At 73.3% G+C, this 19,343-nt stretch carries 11 protein-coding genes; 9 read left to right on the top strand and 2 right to left on the bottom strand.

Translation table 11 applies throughout. The annotated features are described in order from the left end of the window. Positions 1–22 precede the first annotated feature (22 nt). From yoaA to BN3794_RS05425, 3 genes are all read left to right on the top strand, one after another. Positions 23–2,053, top strand: a complete 2,031-nt coding sequence (yoaA, locus tag BN3794_RS05415; RefSeq protein WP_066094460.1) for a DNA repair helicase YoaA — start codon at positions 23–25, stop codon at positions 2,051–2,053. Positions 2,054–2,084: 31 nt separating this feature from the next. After that, positions 2,085–2,786, top strand: a complete 702-nt coding sequence (gene tsaB, locus BN3794_RS05420; protein ID WP_066094463.1) for a tRNA (adenosine(37)-N6)-threonylcarbamoyltransferase complex dimerization subunit type 1 TsaB — start codon at positions 2,085–2,087, stop codon at positions 2,784–2,786. Between the two features lie 1,071 nt (positions 2,787–3,857). Beyond that, positions 3,858–4,967 carry a tartrate dehydrogenase gene (locus tag BN3794_RS05425; RefSeq protein WP_066094466.1) on the top strand — a complete coding sequence of 370 codons (1,110 nt, stop codon included), beginning with the start codon at positions 3,858–3,860 and terminating at the stop codon, positions 4,965–4,967. Positions 4,968–5,337: 370 nt separating this feature from the next. On the opposite strand, the gene BN3794_RS05430 is transcribed toward BN3794_RS05425, so the two are convergent. Continuing rightward, positions 5,338–6,210, bottom strand: coding sequence for an energy transducer TonB family protein (locus BN3794_RS05430; protein WP_066094470.1), 873 nt, complete (start codon positions 6,208–6,210; stop codon positions 5,338–5,340). Next, the gene (gene gshB / locus BN3794_RS05435) at positions 6,207–7,157 is read right to left on the bottom strand and encodes a glutathione synthase (RefSeq protein ID WP_066094473.1); all 951 of its coding nucleotides are present in this window, start codon (positions 7,155–7,157) and stop codon (positions 6,207–6,209) included. Before gshB ends, BN3794_RS05430 begins: the two co-directional genes overlap by 4 nt. Before the next feature lie 272 nt (positions 7,158–7,429). On the opposite strand from gshB, the gene BN3794_RS05440 reads away from it, so the two are divergent. From BN3794_RS05440 to BN3794_RS16820, 6 genes are all read left to right on the top strand, one after another. Continuing rightward, positions 7,430–7,843 (top strand): response regulator, encoded by a 414-nt coding sequence (locus BN3794_RS05440; protein WP_066094476.1) that lies wholly within the window; start codon positions 7,430–7,432, stop codon positions 7,841–7,843. Between the two features lie 23 nt (positions 7,844–7,866). Continuing rightward, the gene (locus tag BN3794_RS05445) at positions 7,867–8,232 is read left to right on the top strand and encodes a response regulator (protein WP_066094480.1); all 366 of its coding nucleotides are present in this window, start codon (positions 7,867–7,869) and stop codon (positions 8,230–8,232) included. After that, positions 8,232–8,762 carry a chemotaxis protein CheW gene (locus BN3794_RS05450; protein WP_066094483.1) on the top strand — a complete coding sequence of 177 codons (531 nt, stop codon included), beginning with the start codon at positions 8,232–8,234 and terminating at the stop codon, positions 8,760–8,762. Before BN3794_RS05445 ends, BN3794_RS05450 begins: the two co-directional genes overlap by 1 nt. A gap of 31 nt (positions 8,763–8,793) precedes the next feature. Further along, complete coding sequence (locus BN3794_RS05455) at positions 8,794–10,830, top strand: methyl-accepting chemotaxis protein (RefSeq protein WP_066094486.1); 2,037 nt, start codon at positions 8,794–8,796, stop codon at positions 10,828–10,830. A gap of 98 nt (positions 10,831–10,928) precedes the next feature. Continuing rightward, entirely contained in the window at positions 10,929–17,756 is a 6,828-nt protein-coding gene (locus BN3794_RS05460; protein WP_066094489.1) for an Hpt domain-containing protein, read from the top strand. Further along, positions 17,743–19,329: a chemotaxis protein CheB gene (locus BN3794_RS16820; protein WP_236493191.1), complete on the top strand. Its 1,587-nt coding sequence runs from the start codon at positions 17,743–17,745 to the stop codon at positions 19,327–19,329. Before BN3794_RS05460 ends, BN3794_RS16820 begins: the two co-directional genes overlap by 14 nt. Positions 19,330–19,343: the final 14 nt, after the last annotated feature.

Genomic DNA, 19,343 nt, shown 5'->3' on the forward strand with positions numbered 1-19,343 from the left:
GTGCGCCGCGGCCGTCCCCGTCATGTCGCTGCTAGCCCATGCCGCCCGCGAGGCGCTCGAGGAGGGCGGGGCGCTCGCCCGCCATCTGGACGGGTTCGTGCCGCGCGCGGCGCAGCTGCACCTGACCGCGGCGATCGCCGAGGCCTTCGACCAGCGCGACACACTGCTGGCCGAGGCCGGCACCGGCACCGGCAAGACCTACGCCTACCTGGTGCCGGCGCTGCTGTCGGGGATGAAGACCATCGTCTCCACCGGCACCCGCGCGCTGCAGGACCAGCTCTACCACCGAGACCTGCCGCGGGTGCGCGCGGCGCTGGGCGTCGGCGTGCGCAGCGCGTTGCTGAAGGGGCGCGCCAACTACCTGTGCCGCTACCGGCTGGCGCAGGCGCGCGGCGAGCCGCGCTTCGCCAGCGCCGAGGAGGCGGCGCGCTTCCAGCGCATCGTCGCCTGGAGCGGTGCCACGCGCAGCGGCGACATGGCCGAGCTGGCCGACCTGGCCGAGGATTCGCCGCTGCGCCTGCAGGTCACCTCCACGGTCGACAACTGCCTGGGCGGGGAATGCCCGTTCTGGAGCGAATGCTTCGTCGTGCAGGCGCGCCAGCAGGCGCAGGCCGCCGACCTGGTGGTGGTCAACCACCACCTGCTGCTGGCCGACCTGGCGCTCAAGCAGGAAGGCTTCGGCGAGATCCTGCCCGGGGCGGAGGCCTTCGTCGTCGACGAGGCCCACCAACTGCCCGAGCTGGCCGCGCAGTTCTTCGGCGAGGGCTTCGGCATGCGCCAGTGGCAGGAGCTGGCGCGCGATTGCCTGGCCGAGGCGCGCGGCGTGGCCGGTGCCGGCGCGGTGCTGGCCGCGCCAGCGCAGCAGCTGGACCAGGCCCTGCGCGAGCTGCGCACGGCCATGGCGGCGCTGCCGGTACGCGGCACGCAATGGCGGGCGCTGGCGCTGCCGGCGGTGGCCGCGGGCTTCGAGCGCCTCGGCGAGGCGCTGGCCACGCTCGACCAGGCGCTGCAGGGCGTGCGCGCCGCCGCGCCCGGGCTGGAGGCCTGCGCGCTGCGCACCCGCGAGGCGCGCGCACGGCTCGGCCGCTGGCTGGGCGAGGAGGCGGAAGCGGCGCTGCCGGACTTCGATGCCTTGCCGGAGGACGTCGTCGATGCCTCCCCCGACGTGCGCTGGTACGAACTGACCGCGCGCGGCTTCCGCTGCCAGCGCACGCCGCTGGACGTGTCCGCGCCGCTGCGCGAGCACCGCGAACGCTCGCACGCGGCCTGGGTGTTCACTTCGGCCACGCTGGCCGTGGGCGGCGGCTTCGACCACGTCGCCCGCCGCCTGGGCCTGCTCGATCCGGCCACGCTGCTGCAGCCCAGTCCGTTCGACTGGCCGCGCCAGGGCCTGTGCTACCTGCCGCCGGGCCTGCCCGATCCCAATGCGCGCGGCTACGGCGAAGCGCTGATCCGCACGCTGTGGCCGGTGCTGGAGGCCTCGCAGGGACGGGCGTTCGTGCTGTTCGCCTCGCATCGCGCCCTGCGCGAGGCCGCCGCCGCCCTGGAGGACGGGCCGTGGCCGCTGTTCGTCCAGGGCCAGGCCCCGCGCGCGGCCCTGCTGGAGGCCTTCCGTGCCTCCGGCAACGGCGTGTTGCTGGGCACGGCGGCGTTCCGCGAGGGCATCGACGTGGCCGGCGAGGCGCTCAGCGTGGTGGCCATCGACAAGCTGCCGTTCGCCGCGCCGGACGATCCTGTGCACGAGGCGCGGCTGGAGGCCGTGCGCCGCGCCGGCGGCAATCCGTTCCGCGACGAGCAGCTGCCGCAGGCGGTGATCGCGCTCAAGCAGGGCGCCGGCCGGCTGATCCGCAGCGAGTCCGACCGCGGCGTGCTGGTGCTGTGCGATCCGCGCCTGACCTCGCGCGGCTATGGACGCACCTTCCTGGAGTCGCTGCCGCCGTTCGCGCGCACCCGCGCACTGGCCGACGTGCAGGCGTTCTTCGGTGCCGCGCCGGCCGCGGAGCCGGCCGCCGGCGAGGACGGCGGCGACGGCCCGGCGGGGCCCGGGTGCTAAGCTGCCGCGTTCGTTTTCCCGCCGCGCCGCCATGAACCTGCTCGCCATCGAGACCGCCACCGAAGCCTGCTCCGTCGCCGTGCAGGCGGGCGGGCAGGTGGTCGAGCGCTTCGAGATCGCCCCGCGCCGCCATGCCGAACTGGTGTTGCCCTGGGCCGAGGCGCTGCTGGCGCAGGCCGGCATCGGCAAGCGCCAGCTCGACGCCATCGCGGTCAGCCGCGGGCCCGGCGCCTTCACCGGCGTGCGCCTGGGCATCGCCCTGGCCCAGGGCATGGCGCTGGCGCTGGACATCCCGCTGGTGCCGGTGTCGACCTTGGCGGTGCTGGCACGGCAGGCCCCGGCCGCGGCCACGCACGTGCTGGCCGCCATCGACGCCCGCATGGACGAGGTCTACGTCGGCGAGTTCCTGCGCGAGGGCGACACGCTCGCGGCGCTCGGCCGCGAACGGGTGCTGGCCCCGGACGACTATGCGCTGCCGGACGACGGTGCCCCGCGCCATGGCATCGGCACCGGCTTCGCCGCGGTGGGCGGCCGGCTGGCGACCCGGCTGCAGCCGCGCCTGTCCGGCGTGGACGCCACGGCGTTGCCGCACGCGGCCGACCTGCTGGCGCTGGCCGCCCCGGCCTTCGCCCGCGGCCAGGCGGTGGCCCCGGAACTGGCCGAGCCGGCCTACCTGCGCGACAACGTCGCCCTGACCCTGGAAGAACAGCAGGCCGCGCGCGCGGCGCGCTGAGCGGGCCGGCCGCCGGCGCAGGCCGGCCCGGCATGGTCGTCGGCCCCCGCCGCTCCGGGCCACCGTCGATGTTGCCGGATATCGCTTCCTTGGCCCTGTTCGTGCGGGTGGCGGAATCGAGCCGCCTCTCCCGCGCCGCCGCTGCCGCGCACCGGTCGCTGTCGTCGGCCGCCAGCCGGCACCTCGCCCGTTGGAACGGCAATGAGGCGTGGACCTGCCGGGACTGCGCTTCAACGGCGTGGTGGTGAGTGCGGCGGGCGAGGCCCTGCTGCGCCATGCGCGCCTTGCTGGCCGGCATGGACGAGTCCGATGCCGAGCCCGGCGACCATGCCGGTGTGCGCAGGCACGGGGGCTGGCCAATGCCTCGATGCGGGCGCCGTGGCGGCCGGAGCGGCTCGCCCGTTTCCTCGCCCGGCACCGTGGCGCGCGCCTGTCCCGGCAGGACGTACCGGACACGACACCGTGCAGGCGCTGCGCGAAGACCGGTCCGGCGTCGGCGTGGTGGCGTCACCAAGCCGCTGGACGGCCCGGCCGCGCGCACTTGCGGCGCGGACCGGCGGGTGGTCGTGGTGCCGCGCGACCACGGCCTGCGGCAATCGCAGGGGAGGGGCGAGGCGCTGCTGGGCGAGGACGTCGTCGAACGGGGAGCGCCACCGCGATCTCGCGGGCGCTGCACCGGGCGGCCGGGCCGGTGCCTGCGCACGCGGTACGGGGCAGGAGCCTCGGCGATCTGCCGCATGATCGAGGCCGATTCCGTCATCGGCGGGGTGCCGGACGGCATTGTCGCCAGGCTCGATCCGCACCTGCGCCGGCGTTCGCCGGAATTGCGCGACGCCTGGGCGATGCGCCGGATGTCGGCACGCCTGGCGCCGACATCCGGCGCAATCGGCGCGGTACGAATACTGCGCGGGCGAGGCCGCCACGGTGGATTGGGGCCTCCGGCCGTACCGGGTTTCGACGGCGCACAAGCCGCGCCTTCGAAACCGCGCAAGCCGCGTTGGGCCAATGGCCAATTGCCCGCCGCATGCCTCGCTTCCTACCATCGGGACAGTTCTCCACCAGGGCCCGTCCATGTCCCACGCGCATCGCATCGCAGTGATCCCCGGCGACGGCATCGGCCAGGAGGTCATGCCCGAAGGGCTCAAGGCCCTGCACGCCGCCGCCCGCCGCTTCGACATCCCGCTGCAGCTCGACGCCTTCGACTGGAGCAGCGCCTACTACCAGCGCCACGGCAGGATGATGCCGGCGGACTGGAAGGCGCAGATCGGCGGGCACGACGCGATCCTATTCGGGGCGGTCGGCGCACCGGATATCGTGCCGGACCACATCGCGGTGTGGGAATTGCTGATCACCTTCCGCCGCGAGTTCGACCAGTACGTCAACCTGCGGCCGGTGCGGCTGATGCCGGGACTGCCGTGCCCGCTGGTCGGGCGCGCGCCGGGCGACATCGACTTCCTGGTGGTGCGCGAGAACACCGAGGGCGAGTACTCCAACGTCGGCGGCCGCCTGTTCGCCGGCACCGAGCGCGAGATGGCGATCCAGGAATCGGTGTTCACCCGCCACGGCACCGACCGCATCCTGCGCTACGCCTTCGAGCTGGCGCGGCGCCGTCCGGCGCGCAACCTGGTCGCGGCCACCAAGTCCAACGGCATCTCCGTCACCATGCCGTTCTGGGACGAGCGCCTGCAGGCGATCGCCGCCGAGTACCCGGACGTGGCCACGCGCAAGTACCACATCGACATCCTGTGCGCGCACTTCGTGCAGCACCCGGACATGTTCGACGTGGTCGTGGCCTCCAACCTGTTCGGCGACATCCTGTCCGACCTGGGGCCGGCCTGCACCGGCACGATCGGCATCGCGCCCTCGGCCAACCTCAACCCGGAGCGGCGCTTCCCGAGCCTGTTCGAGCCGGTGCACGGCTCGGCCCCGGACATCGCCGGGCGCGGCATCGCCAACCCGATCGGCCAGATCTGGTCGGTCGCGCTGATGCTGGAACACCTGGGCGCCGGCGCCGAAGGCCACCGCCGCGCCGCCGCCGCCATCCTCGATGCGATCGCCCACGTCCTCGAGCACGGCCCGCACACGCCCGACCTGGGCGGCCGGGCAGGTACCGCCCAGATCGGCGACGCCATCGCCGCACGCATCGCCGCCGCGCCGGAACCGGGTGCCGCGCACGCGTGACCCCCGCACTTCATCGCCAAGTGGCCGCCGGCCGGCGGCCAGGCGTGTCCGATCCCGGCGACGGCCAGGTGGCCTGCCGCATCGCCGCGGCGACGGGCGCGATACGGCCGGTGCTGTCGGTGCTGTCGATGCTGTCGATGCGGCGCGGCAGGCGGTCGCGCACGACCGACCCTGGAGTGGGCACTGGACGCAGTCGAGCGCGCGCGCCTGCCGGCCCGCGCCCGGCCGTTCGTTGCAGGCCCACCATGAGGAACCGGCCACGAAGACGGGCAGCGGGATTTCCCCTGCGTGGCGGCGCTGAAGATCGTGGATAGCGGCGGTGCGCCGGCGAAGGCGGTGGCGACCGGGCAGGCGCGTGCGGCGCCGCGTTTCAGCGGTCGTCGCGCAGCTGGCCGCCGGGCAGGAACACCCAGGTGCGGGTGACCTGCAGGATGTCCACGCCATCGTCGGTCCGCGGCAGCGGCGGGAACGGCTGCGCCAGGCGCACCACGCGCAGGGCGGTATCGTCCAGCAGCGGAATGCCGGACGAGCGCAGCACCCGCGCGCTTTCCACGCTGCCGTCGCGGCGCACGCCGACGCTGATCACCACCTGGCCGGCCAGGCGCCGGCGCCGCGCCTCGTCGGGATAGTTCAGGTTGCCGACCCGCTCGGCCCGGTCCACCCAGGCGCGCAGGTAGTTGGCATAGGCGTACTCGCGGGTGCTGGCCGAGACGAACTTGCGGTTGGGGCGCTTGGCGTACTGCTCGGACTGCAGGTGCACCTCCGCGGCCAGGCGCGCCATCTCGGCGTCGCGCCGCTCGCGCGCGCTCTGCGCGGCGGTGACCGGCTCGAGCGGCGGTTCCGGCCGGGCCTGCGGCATCGCATCCTCGCCGCGCGTGCTGGCGATGACCCGGGCGGCGGCGGGCGGCGCCGGCGCGGCCGCCTGGGCGCGCTGCGGCTGCGGCGCCAACCCGGCATCGGGTTGCGGCACCACGCCGGGCTGGCTGTCGCGCGGGCGCAGCGCCTTGTCGTGGTCGCCGCCGCCGGCCTGGTTGGCCTGGGCCAGGAAGTCGGCCTGCTTCGGGGTGAGCGGCGTACTGGTCTGGCTGAAGATCACGTCCAGGGTCGGCACCAGCGGCGCCTTGTCGGCCACGGTGAAGCCCACGCCCAGGATCACGATCGCCCACACCAGGGCCGACAGCACCAGGGTGGCGCGCAGGCGTTGCTCCTCGCCGACGCGCGGGGCGTGCGGGGCCGCGCTCATCGGGCCGGGCCGGCCTCGATCGCGTCGAACAGGCGCCCGGCGATGTTGATGCCGAACTGCGCATCGAGCTCGCGCGCGCAGGTGGGGCTGGTGACGTTGACCTCGGTCAGGTAGTCGCCGATCACGTCCAGGCCGACGAAGCGCATGCCGCGGCGCTTCATCTCCGGGCCGACCTGGGCGGCGATCCAGCGGTCGCGCTCGGACAGCGGCCGGCCCTCGCCGCGGCCGCCGGCGGCCAGGTTGCCGCGGAACTCGTCGCCCTGCGGGATGCGCGCCAGGCAGTACTCCACCGGCTCGCCGTCGATCAGCAGGATGCGCTTGTCGCCGTCCTTGATCTGCGGCAGGTAGCGCTGCGCCAGCGCCAGCTTGCGCCCGCCGTCGGTCAGCGTCTCCAGGATCACGTTCAGGTTGGGATCGGTGGTGCCGCTGCGGAAGATCGAGCGCCCGCCCATGCCGTCCAGCGGCTTGAGCACCGCCTGGCCGTGCTCGTGGACGAAGGCCTTCAGTGCCGCCGCGTCGCGGCTGACCAGGGTCGGCGGGCAGCATTGGGGGAACAGCAGCGCGGCCAGCTTCTCGTTGAAGTCGCGCAGCCCCTGCGGGTCGTTGACCACCTCGGCCCCGGCCCGCTGGGCCACGGTGAGGATCTGGGTGTCGTAGAGGAATTCGCCGTCGAACGGCGGGTCCTTGCGCATCAGCACCACCTGGCCGGGGCCGAACGCCAGCTCGGAAAAGTCGCCCAGCTCGAACCAGCCGGCCTTGTCGTCGCGCACCCGCAGCGGCGCGACCGTGGCCACCGCGGCGCCGCCGCGCAACGCCAGCCCGCTCGGGCGCACGTAGTGCAGGTGATGGCCGCGCCGCTGCGCCTCCAGCAGCATGGCAAAGGTGGTGTCCTTGGCGATCTTGATGTGGTCGATGGGATCCATCACCACGATGACGTCGAGCGGCATGGCACAAACCGGGGGATAGGGAAGGGCGACGATGGTAGCGCCCCGCCCGGACCTGCGCCCATCCCGGGCGGCCGGGGCGTCGGCAACGGCCGATGCGCGGCGGCCGGATTTCCGGGTGCCGTTGCGCACGAAATGTGCTTCCGTTCACACTCGATGGCCGGCGGGCATTCAGCTGGAGGGCCACCTTGACAGCCGCGCCGGGCCTTGCGGTATACATGCACCCCGTAGTGGCGCCGACCGTAGGTGCGTCGCGTGCCTTGGGGAAAGCCGGAATGACTGATCACATTGCTGCGGGCGGGGAGCTCGCAGGGCTGAAGGTAATGGTCATCGACGATTCGAAGACCATCCGCCGCACCGCCGAAACGCTGCTCAAACGGGAGGGATGCGAGGTCGTCACCGCGACCGACGGCTTCGAGGCCCTGGCCAAGATCGCCGACCAGCACCCGCAGATCATCTTCGTGGACATCATGATGCCGCGCCTGGACGGCTACCAGACCTGCGCGCTGATCAAGAACAACCGCGAGTTCAAGTCCACCCCGGTGATCATGCTGTCCTCCAAGGACGGCCTGTTCGACAAGGCGCGCGGCCGCATCGTCGGTTCCGAGCAGTACCTGACCAAGCCGTTCACCCGCGAGGAACTGCTGGACGCCATCCGCACGCATGTCGGCGTGCATGCGCACGCTTGAAGCCTGACCAAAGGGGGTAAGGCATGGCTCGTATCCTGTTGATCGAGGATTCGCCCACCGACCGGGCGGTCTTCACCCAGTGGCTGGAGAAGGCTGGGCACGAAGTGCTGGCGGCCGACAACGCCGAGGACGGCCTGGACCTGGCGCGCCGGCAGGCGCCGGCGCTGGTGCTGATGGACGTGGTGCTGCCGGGCATGAGCGGCTTCCAGGCCACCCGCACGCTGGCGCGCGACGAGGGCACCCGCCACATCCCGGTGCTGATCATCAGCACCAAGGGCATGGACACCGACAAGGCCTGGGGCCTGCGCCAGGGCGCCAGCGACTACATCGTCAAGCCGCCGCGCGAGCAGGAGTTCCTCGAGCGCGTGCAGAGCCTGGTGGGCGCCTGATGCGCTCGCCCTTCGACGTCCTGGAGGACTACCAGCAGCGTGCGCTGGCGCATTCTGTGCAGCTGCCGGAGAAGCGCTTCGCCGCCGACCTGTGGCGCGGGGTGGGCTACCGCATCGGCCAGATGCACCTGGTGTCGGACTTCCGCGAGGTGGCCGAGATCGTGCCGATGCCGCCGGTCACGCCGGTACCGTGCGCGCAGCCGTGGCTGCTGGGGGTGGGCAACCTGCGCGGCAACCTGTTCCCGGTGATCGACCTCAAGCAGTTCCTCGAGGGCCAGCGCACCGCGCTGCAGGAAGGCCAGCGCGTGCTGATCGTGCGCCAGGCCGGCGGCGACGTCGCCCTGACCATCGAAGAGCTGTACGGCCAGCGCAGTTTCCCGCAGGCCGACGCGGTGGCGCCCGATGCAGTCGCGCGCGGCCGCTATGCGCACTTCATCGACCGCGCTTTCCGCGGCGAGGACCACGACTGGGGCGTGTTCTCGCTGTCGCTGCTTTCGCGTACGCCCGAATTCCGGCAGGCCGCCGCCTGAGCGGCCCACCACGCATTGACGAGGTCCAACGATGAGCAACACTCCGGAAGCCGCCGGCCGCAACAAGCTCGGCGGCGCGAGGGTCAACTTCTGGCTGGTCCTGCTGGCGATCTCGCTGGTCGTGTTCGCGGCCAATACCGCCGTGTCCACCTGGCAGGCCGGCCGCCTGGCCGGCGGCGGCACGGGAGCGGCCGACCTGCAGGTGCTGTCGCAGCAGCTGGCCAACCAGGGCCGTGACGCCGTCGACGGCAATGCCGAGGCCTTCACCGCGTTCAAGGCCACCCACGCGCGCATCGAGAAGACCGTGGCCGACCTGCAGACCCGCTTCGGCGGCGAGCAGACGGTGGCCTCGCAGGTCGGCAAGCTGGTGTCCACCTGGACGCCGCTGGGCAAGAACGCGGTCCAGGTCGAGCAGAGCGAGCAGGCGGTGCTGGGCCTGGCCGGCAATGCCGACCGCTTCGTCGGCAACGTGGCCGGCCTGCAGGCGCAGCTCAACGAGGTGGTGCGTGCCATGGCGGCCAGCGGTGCGCCGGCCTCGCAGGTCTACAGCGCCCTGCAGCAGGTGGTGCTGGCCGGCACCATGTCCCGCCGCATCACTGAAATGCGCGCCGGCGGCGCCGCCGCGGCGGCGGCCGGCGACGCGCTGGGCCGCGACTCGGTGGTGTTCGGCCAGGTCCTGGACGGCCTGCGCCAGGGCAACCAGGAGCTGGGCATCAGCCCGGTGCGCAACCCCGCCGCGCTGGCCGCGCTGGAGCAGGCGCAGAAGCAGTGGGACGCGATGAAGAAGGACCTGGACGCGATCGTGGCCAATTCCGGCAAGCTCTTCGCCGCGCAGGCCTCGGCGGTGGCGCTGGCGTCCGGCTCGGACCGCATGCTGCAGTCCAGCCGCGAACTGTTCGATGCGTTCTCCGCGCTCGGTTCGATCCGCAACACCCGCCCGTTCCCGAACATCTGGCTGGGCGTGGCGTCCGGCGTCCTGCTGCTGGTCTCGCTGATCGGCTTCGTCTGGGGCACGGTGCGCTCGCGCAGCCGCGAGCAGGAGGCGCGCTACCAGCTGCAGGTGGAATCCAACAGCCGCAACCAGCAGGCGATCATGCGGCTGCTCGACGAGATCAGCTCGCTCGGCGAAGGCGACCTGACGGTGAAGGCCTCGGTGACCGAGGACATCACCGGCGCCATCGCCGACGCCATCAACTACGCCGTGGACGAGCTGCGCAACCTGGTGACCACGATCAACGACACCTCGGTGCGGGTGGCGGCCTCGACCCAGGAGACCCAGTCCACCGCCACCCAGCTGGCCGAGGCCTCCGACCACCAGGCCAACGAGATCACCTCCGCCTCCGAGCGCATCAACCAGATCGCCTCCAGCATCGAGCAGGTCTCCAGGAACTCCAGCGAGTCGGCGGACGTGGCGCAGAAGTCGGTGCAGATCGCGGCCGAGGGTGCCGGCGTGGTGCGCCAGACCATCCAGGGCATGGACCAGATCCGCGACCAGATCCAGGAGACCTCCAAGCGCATCAAGCGCCTGGGCGAATCCTCTCAGGAGATCGGCTCGATCGTGGAACTGATCAACGACATCTCCGAGCAGACCAACATCCTGGCGCTCAATGCGGCCGTGCAGGCGGCCTCGGCCGGCGAGGCCGGCCGCGGTTTCGCGGTCGTGGCCGACGAAGTGCAGCGCCTGGCCGAACGCACCTCCGGGGCGACCAAGCGCATCGAGGGCCTGGTTCAGGCGATCCAGGCCGATACCAACGAGGCGGTCAGCTCGATGGAACAGACCACCTCGGAAGTGGTCTCCGGCGCGCGCCTGGCCGAGGACGCCGGCACCGCGCTGACCGAGATCGAGCGCGTGTCCAACGCGCTCAACACCCTGATCCGCAACATCTCCATTGCCGCCAACCAGCAGTCCGAGGCGGCCACCGACATCACCCAGACCATGGGCGTGATCCGCCAGATCACCGCGCAGACCTCGCGCGGCGCCGGGCAGACGGCCGAGTCCATCGGCCGCCTGGCCGAACTGGCGGCGGACCTGCGCCGCTCGGTCGCCGACTTCAAGCTGCCGGCCTGACGGGCACCGGGTGAAAGGACCTCGTCCATGAAGCAGTACATGCCAATGCCGCCCGCCGCCGGGCACCGCACGTCCCCCGCGGCCACGGGAGGATGCCGATGAACGCGCTGCGCGATGCGATGAACCATGCCGCGCTGGGCTGGGTGAAGCCCGAGCTGGACGAGCTGCTGCTGCAGGCCCGCAGCGAGGCCGAGGCCTTCGCCGACGAAGGCGGCGTGGCGCACATGCAGGCCTGCGTGGCCCTGCTGCACCAGGCGCGCGGCACCCTGCGCATGCTCGACCTGCAGGCGCCGGCCATGGTCGCCGAGGAACTGGAGCGGCTGGCGCAGGTGCTGGCCGACGGGCAGGCGCGCGAGCGCGACGAGGCCTGCGGCACGCTGATGCGCGGCATCGTCATCCTGCCGGACTACCTGGAGCGCCTGCAGGAGGGCCACCGCGACATCCCGATCGTGCTGCTGCCGCTGCTCAACGAGATCCGCGCCGCGCGCGGCGAGCCGGGCCTGAACGAGAAGGCGCTGCTGGCCTTCGATCCGGACGCGACCGGGGCCAGCGAGAGCGAACTGGAACATGCGCGCGGCAGCGTCAGCGGCCGCAACCGCGAGCTGCTGTCCACCGTGGGCAGCGCGGTCAAGGAAGAACTGCTGCGCATCCGCGATGCGCTCGACCTGCACCTGCGCACGGGCGGCCAGACGGCGGCGCTGCAGGCCCAGGTCGGCGACCTGGGCAACGTCGCCGAGACCCTGGGGATGATGGGGCTGGGCGGGGCGCGCGCGATCGTCGAACAGCAGCGCAACGCCCTGGCCGCGATCGTGGCCGGGCAGCGCCCGGTGGACGAGGGCCTGCTGCTGGACATCGCCGGCGCGCTGCTCTACGTGGACGCCTCGCTCGACGACCAGGCCTCCCGCCTGGAGAACGTCGCCGGGGTGGAGGAGGAGGCGGCCAGCGGCGAGCTGCGGCGCACCGTGGAGGCGCTGGCGCAGGAGGCCATCGCCAACTTCGGCAAGGCCCGCGAGGACTTCGTGGCCTTCATCGAGACCAACTGGAACCACGCGCGCCTGGCGCCGGTGCCGGCGCTGCTGGACGACGTGGCCGGCGCGCTGCGCATCCTGCAGCTGCCCGAGCCGGCCATCCTGGTCGAAGGCGTGGCCCGCTACGTGCAGGTCGAGCTGATCGGGCGCGGGCGCGTGCCCGGCAGCCGCCAGCTCGACACCCTGGCCGACGCGATGGCCAGCCTGGAGTACTACCTGGAAGCACTGCGCGACCGGCGCCCGGGCGGCGAGGAGATCCTCGAGATCGCCCGCTCCAGCCTGGAAGCCCTGCGCTACTGGCCGGTGCCGGAAGCACCGGCACCGGAGACCGGGCACGAGGCAAGCGAAGGCGATGCCGCGCCCGTGCCTGCCGCCACGCCCGAGGGAACGCCGCTGGCCCACGGCGACACCGGCCAAGCGCCACCGTTCCCGGTCGTGCCCGAGCCGATCGCCGTGCAGGCGCCGCCGGTGCAGGTGCAGCCGGTCGCCCCGACGCCGGTGGCGACGTTCGACCCGGTACTGGCCGAGCAGGGCGATTTCGCCAGCCGCCATCCGGACATCGTGTTCGACCTGCCGCCGTCGCAGGAGGCGCCGGCTTCGTCGGATGCCGATTCGACCGTGCCGCCGCCGTCCGCGATCGAGGCAGGGCCGGTCAATCCCTTCGATCCGGTCGCCGCCGAGCAGGACGGCGTGGCCGTCCCGGCGGACGAAGTGCCCGCCGCCGTGGCCCCGGACACCGCGGCTTCCTCCGAAGCACTGCCGTCCGCCGCGGCTGCCGCGGACTCGGCCAGTTCTTTCGACCCCGTGGCCGCCAAGCAGGCAGCAGCCTTCCCCGCCGCACCGGCGACGACGTTCGCCATCTCCATGACCTATGCGGCGTCACCCGTCGTGGCCGGCGACGCTCCGGCCAGCCCGGCGTCGTCCGTGGATCCGGCATCCGCCGGCGATGCGGCGACGGCACCGGCCGACGCAGTCGCGGCCGGCGGCGACGAACACCACGATGCGGCGCATGCGGCGTTCATGGCGGAACTGGACGAGGCCGCCGCCCGCTTCGTGCCCGACGCGGCAATGCCCGCGCCTGCCGTGCCGGAACCGCAGGCGCCCGTCGTCCAGGCCCCGGTAGCAGCCAACACTCCGGCCGTCGTCGCGGCGGCCCCGGCCGCACCGGTCGTCGTGCTGGACGGCGGCTTCGAGGAAAGCGGCGTCGACGAGGACATCCGCGAGGTGTTCCTGGAGGAGTTCGACGAGGAACTGGGCAACCTGGACGTGCTGCTGCCGCAATGGCGCGCATCGCTGGGCGACATGGAGCGCCTGCGCCCGGTACGCCGCATCTTCCATACCCTCAAGGGCAGCGGCCGCCTGGTCGGCGCGCGCCTGCTCGGCGAATTCAGCTGGAAGATCGAGGGCATGCTGAACCGCGTGCTCGACGGCAGCCGGCCGCCGAGCCCCGCGGTGCTGGCGATGGTGGAGCTGGCCCGCCAGACACTGCCCGAACTCAACGCCGCGTTGCGCGGCGACGGCCGCGTCGGCGCCGACCTGCCCGGCATCGAGGCCGTGGCCGAGCGGATCGCCGCCGGCGAGGAGGCCTGGTACCAGCCGCCGGCCGCCGTGGCCGGGCCTGAAGCCGAAACCCTCCAGGTCCCGGCCGCCCCGGCGGCGGACGACGAGGGGAGCACGGCAGGTGAGGGCACGCCCGCCTCGGTGGATGCGGTGCTGCTGGAGATCCTGGAATCGGAGGTCGCCACCCACCTGGCGACGGTGCGCCAGTGGCTCGATCGCGCGCGGACCGCGCCGACGCCCGCCGACGAGGCGCTGCTGCGCGCCTTCCACACCATGAACGGTGCCTTCGCGATGACCGACGTGCCTGAGATCCAGGCCGTCACCGGTCCGTCCGAGGCCTATCTCAAGCGTGCCCTGGGCGCCGGCGTGGTCCCCGATGCCGCGGCGCTGGCCCTGCTCGGCGAGGCTGCCGATGCGGTGGCGCGGACCATGGAGCGCCTGCGCCAGCCCGAGCCGACGGTGCCGTTCTTCGGCGAACTGGGCGGGCGCCTGCAGGCGCTGGCGGCGAGCCTGCCGGAGGCGGCATGGCCGCCGTTGCCGATCGAGCCCGAGGACGAGCCGGTGCCAGTGTCGCCTGCGGCGGTTCCCGGCGAGGAAACCGGCACGCAAGCGTCGGCCGAGGTGCCGTTGTCCTCCCTCGACCTCAGCGCCTATCTCGATGCCGTGCCTGCGGCCCCCGAAACGGCGTCGGTCGCGTCCGGGGCCGATGGCGTGGCTGCAGCGGCGGGCGATGGCTCGTCCGGCCGCTTGGCCGAGGGCGAAGAGATCGCGGCGCAGGACGTGGCGATCCCGGCACCGGTGGAGACCGAGGTGGCGCAGGCCGCCCATCCGTCGAGCGGCGACAGCGGCGAAGCGCCGGCGCCGCCGCCGGTCGAGGCCGTCCCCGAGATCTCGGCACCTGTCGCCACCGGCCCGGAGCGGAGCGACGAGGTGGGCGGCGCGGAGCCGCTCCAGGAAGCCGCAGCGGCGGTGCACGAGGCCGCCGCCGCGGATGCCACGGCGGCGGGGCCGGACGCGCCGGTGGCGGGCACGCCCGATGCCGGCCCCGGTACATCCGAGGAACTGCCGGAGATCGCCGGAACCGCCGGCGAAGCCACGCCGGACGCCGCGGACGGCGATGTGCGGGCGGCCGTCACGGGGGGCGCCGGAATGCACACCGAAACCGCGCCGGAGGCCCCGGCCCCGGTGGATGCCGTGCCGGTGGACGACGCGGCCGCCGCCGACGTGGTCGAGGACTCCTGGCTCGCCACCGGCGCGCAGGAAGACGTGATCTCCGAGGACATCCCGGTCGAATCCGGAACGGACGAGCAGGCCGATGCGACCCGGGACGCCGAAGCGCCGCTGCCGCATTCCGGAACCGGAACCGAAGTGGCTTCGGCGTCGGACTTGCCCGGCACGGTCGAAGCCGCGTTCGCCGCGGCCGGCGCTTCCGCTGGCACCGGGACCGAGATCGGCGTGGCCGCGGAATCGGCGGTCCCCTCCGGACAGGCGCCGGAGGAGGTCGCTGCGCAGGACGAAGCCGAAGCCGTTTCCGATACGGAACCGACGGTCGCATCGCCTGGCACCGTGGCGCCAGGCGCGGATGCCACGCTGGACGTGAACCCCCAGGATGGCGCCGTGGACGCCGCCCTCGTACCGGATACGGGCGTGCAGCCGGCGTCCTCCGGACACGACGCGCCGCCGGCCGCGGAACAGGCGCCGGTCGCGCCGGTTGCGGCATCGCTGGCCGCCGACGAGGCCACTGCCCGCGTTCCGGAACCGGAATCTGATGCTTCCGCGCAAGAACACGCAACGGCGACCGGCGGCGAATCCGACGTGCCCGCGGCGGACGTGTCCCGGGCGACGGACGAACAGCCGTCGCAGACGACGGCAGCCGTCGCCGCACCCGGGGCAACGGACACGGCCCCGGTCTCCGCCGGGATGGCGGAGGAGGACACCGCCATGGACTTCGGCGAATACGACCGCGAGCTGGTGGACATCTTCGTCGAGGAAGGCCGCGACCTGCTCGACACCAGCGACCGCCTGCTGGCCGAGCTGCGCGAGCATCCGGACGACCCGGAGGGCATCGCTGGCCTGCAGCGCGAACTGCACACGCTCAAGGGCGGTGCGCGCATGGTCGGCATCGAGGCCATCGGCGCGCTCGCCCACACCACCGAGTCGCTGCTGGAACTGCTGGCGGCCAGCACCGCGCCGGTGGCGGCCGCGGACATCCGCCTGCTGGAACGCAGTTTCGACCACCTCAACCAGCAGTTGCTGCGTACCCGCGCCCATCGTGCGGTGGCCATGCCGCTCGCGTTGATCGCCCAGCTGGAGGCGCGTGCCCAGGGCCAGCTGCCGCCGCCGAGCGTGGCGGACGAGGAGCCGGCCGTGCCGGCCGCGGTCGAGCCGCCCGCGCCGGCCGCGGCACCGGCGGCCTTGCCTGCCGACGCATTGGGCATGGTGCCCGCCGCCGGCGGCGACGGCTTCAGCCCCCCGGTGCCGGAGGCCGCGACGGCCGCCGGCGAGGAGGGTGCCGCCCGCGCCACGCAGGACCAGGTGCGCGTGCGCGCCGACCTGCTGGACAACCTCGTCAACTACGCCGGCGAGGTCGCGATCTACCGCTCGCGCCTGGAGCAGCAGCTGGGTGCCTTCCGCGGCGCGCTGGGCGAGCTCGAACGCACCAACATCCGTCTGCGCGACCAGCTGCGCCGCCTGGACCTGGAGACCGAGGCGCAGATCGTCGCGCGCTACCAGCGCGAGCAGGACGCGGCCAGCCAGGAATTCGATCCGCTGGAGCTGGACCGCTTCTCCACGCTGCAGCAGCTCAGCCGTGCGCTGAACGAGTCCGCGGCCGACCTCGGCGGCCTGCAGGGCGTGCTGGACGACCTGGCGCGCCAGTACGACACGTTGCTGCAGCAGCAGTCGCGCGTCAGCTCCGACCTGCAGGAAGGGCTGATGCTCACCCGCATGGTGCCCTTCGATTCGGTCGTGCCGCGCCTGCGCCGTGTCGTGCGCCAGGCCGCGGACGAGCAGGGCAAGCAGGTGCAGCTGACCCTGGAAGGCACGCACGGCGAACTGGACCGCAGCGTGCTCGACCGCATGGTCGGCCCGCTCGAGCACATGCTGCGCAACTCGGTGGCCCATGGCATCGAGGCGCCGCCGCGGCGCCAGGCCGCGGGCAAGGCCGAGCAGGGCACCATCGCCCTGCGCCTGCGTCGCGAAGGCTCGGAAGTGGTGCTGGAGGTGTCCGACGACGGCGCCGGCCTGGACCGCGCCGCCATCCGGCGCCGTGCCGAACAGCGCGGCCTGGTCGCAGCCGATGCCGTCCTGAGCGATGCCCAGGTCGATGCCCTGATCTTCGCTTCCGGCCTGAGCACCTCCGACACCGTCAGCCAGCTGGCCGGCCGCGGCGTGGGCATGGACGTGGTCCGCAACGAACTGCGCCAGCTCGGCGGTTCGGTGGACATCGTCTCCACGCCGGGCAAGGGCACCACCTTCGTGCTGCGCCTGCCGCAGACCCTGGCGGTCACCCAGGCGGTGTTCGTGCGCATCGGCGAGACCGTGTTCTCGGTGCCGGTGGCCTCGGTCGGCGGCATCGGCCGCATCGGCCGCGACCGCTACAGCGCCGGCGAGGGCAGCTACCACTACGGCGGTGAGGAATACGCCCTGCACGACCTCGGCCGCCTGCTCGGCCTGGCGCCCGCCCGCGCCGAGGGCCTGCCGCAGGTGCCGCTGCTGCTGGTGCGCGCCGGCGACATGCGGGTGGCGGTGGCGGTGGACCAGGTGCTCGGCAACCGCGAGATCGTGGTCAAGCCGGTGGGCCTGCAGATCGCCTCGATCCCGGGCGTGTACGGCGCCACCATCACCGCCGACGGCAGCGTCGTGGTCATCCTCGACGTGGCGCCGCTGGTGCGCCGCTACCTGCGCCAGCCGCAGGCACCGGTGGTCGAGGCCGGCACCCAGGTCGAGGCCCGGCACGTGCCGCTGGTGATGGTCGTGGACGACTCGCTGACCATGCGCAAGGTCACCGGCCGCGTGCTCGAGCGCCACAACCTGGAAGTGGCCACCGCCCGCGACGGCGTGGAGGCGCTGGAGCGGCTGGAAGAACGGGTGCCCGACCTGATGCTGCTCGATATCGAGATGCCGCGCATGGACGGCTACGAGCTGGCCACGGCGATGCGCGCCGACCCGCGCTACAAGGACGTGCCGATCGTGATGATCACCTCGCGCAGCGGCGAGAAGCATCGCCAGCGCGCCTTCGATATCGGCGTGCAGCGCTACCTCGGCAAGCCCTACCAGGAACTGGACCTGATGAGGAACGTTTACGACCTGCTGGGGATCGCCCGTGTCCGCGAGTGAAATCCGATCCGACGACGTGGCCGTGGCCCTGCTCGCCCGCCCGGGCGCGGCCCGCGAGCGCCTGCGCGAAGCGCTGGTGCAGGCCGGCGCCAGCCTGGTGCTGGAGGACGAGCCCGCCGAAGTGGACGCCCAGTCGCTGCTGGAGGCCAACCCGGTGGCGGTGATGATCGCGCTGGAGCCGGCCGTGGAGGATGCGCTGGAGCGGCTGCAGCCGGCCTTCACCACGCCCGGCCTGACGGTGATCTTCGACGAGGCCGAGCTGGTCGCGCAGCGCGAGGGCTGGGAGATGCAGCGCTGGGCGCGGCACCTGCTGGCCAAGCTGCGCGGCAGCGACGACGTGCTGCCCCCCGGCCGCGAGCCCGACGAGGATGCCGGCGCGCTGCCCGAACCGGGCCTGCCGCCGGCACCGGAACAGCTGCATGCGCACGCGCCGCTGCAGCCGCACCTGGACGAGGCGCACGATCTTTCCTACGAACTGCCGGGCGATGGCCTTTATCTGGACCAGGCCGGTGCGGATGCCGGGGTTCCCGACGAAGCGCAGGGCATTCCCGGCGTCCCCGCGCCGACACCCGGCTCCGAGGCGGTCCCGGGGCTGGAGGAACTGCTGGCGCAGGCCCCGGCCGCGGAGCCGCGGCACGTGGCGGAGGAAACCGTCGTCGCGGCAGCATCGGCCACCGCGACGATGGAGCCGTCCGCCACCGAGCCGCCCGCCGTGGCAGATGCCGGTGCCGAGCCGGCGTGGAGCCGCTGGTCGCTGGTCGACGAACCGCTGATCGCACCGGCGCCCGCCAAGCCCGATGCCAGCGCCCTGGCCGACATCTCGCTCGAGGGCCTGTCGCTGGTGGACATCGATGCGCCGGACGCAGGGGACGAGTCTCCTGTCGCGGCAGGCGACGCAGCTACCGTGGACGCAGGGGCCGGGTCCTCCGTAGCGGCGGAGGAGGCAGCAACCGTCCTCCCGCCGCGCGCGCCCTCCGAATCCCGGTCCCTGCCCGCGCCTGCGGCCGGCGTGTCCGACGAAGACGCGGCGGCGACGCGGACCGCGCCCGTCGGCGGCGCGGTGCTGCTGATGGCCGGCCTGGGCGGCCCGGATGCGGTGCGCCGCGTGCTGGCGGCGCTGCCGTCCACCTTCCCGCGGCCGGTGCTGGTGGCCATGCATCTCAACGGCGGCCAGTACGCCAACCTGGTGCGCCAGATCGCCCGCATCTCGCCGCTGCCGGTGGAGCTGGCGGTGGCCGGCGGCCAGGCACAGGCCGGCCATGCCTATGTCCTGGACGATGCGACCGGCGTGGATTGCAGCGCCGGCACGGTGGCCTTCGTCGCCGGCGGCGACCGCGCCGCGCTGCTGGCCGCGCTGCCGCCGCAGGAGAGCGCCGTGGTCCTGCTCAGCGGCGCCGACCCGGCCCGGGTCGAGGCCGTGGCCGCGCTCGGCGAGCAGGGCGCGCTGGTGGCCGGGCAGGGCGGCGACGGTTGCTACGACCCCGGTGCGGCCAACCGCCTGGCCCAGCGCGGCGCTTCGCAGGGCGAGCCGGCCCGCCTGGCCGCGCTGCTCGGCGAGCGCTGGGGCGCCTGAGCCTTTCTTCTTTC

The sequence above is a fragment of the Xanthomonas massiliensis genome, assembly GCF_900018785.1.
Lineage (GTDB): Bacteria > Pseudomonadota > Gammaproteobacteria > Xanthomonadales > Xanthomonadaceae > Xanthomonas_B > Xanthomonas_B massiliensis.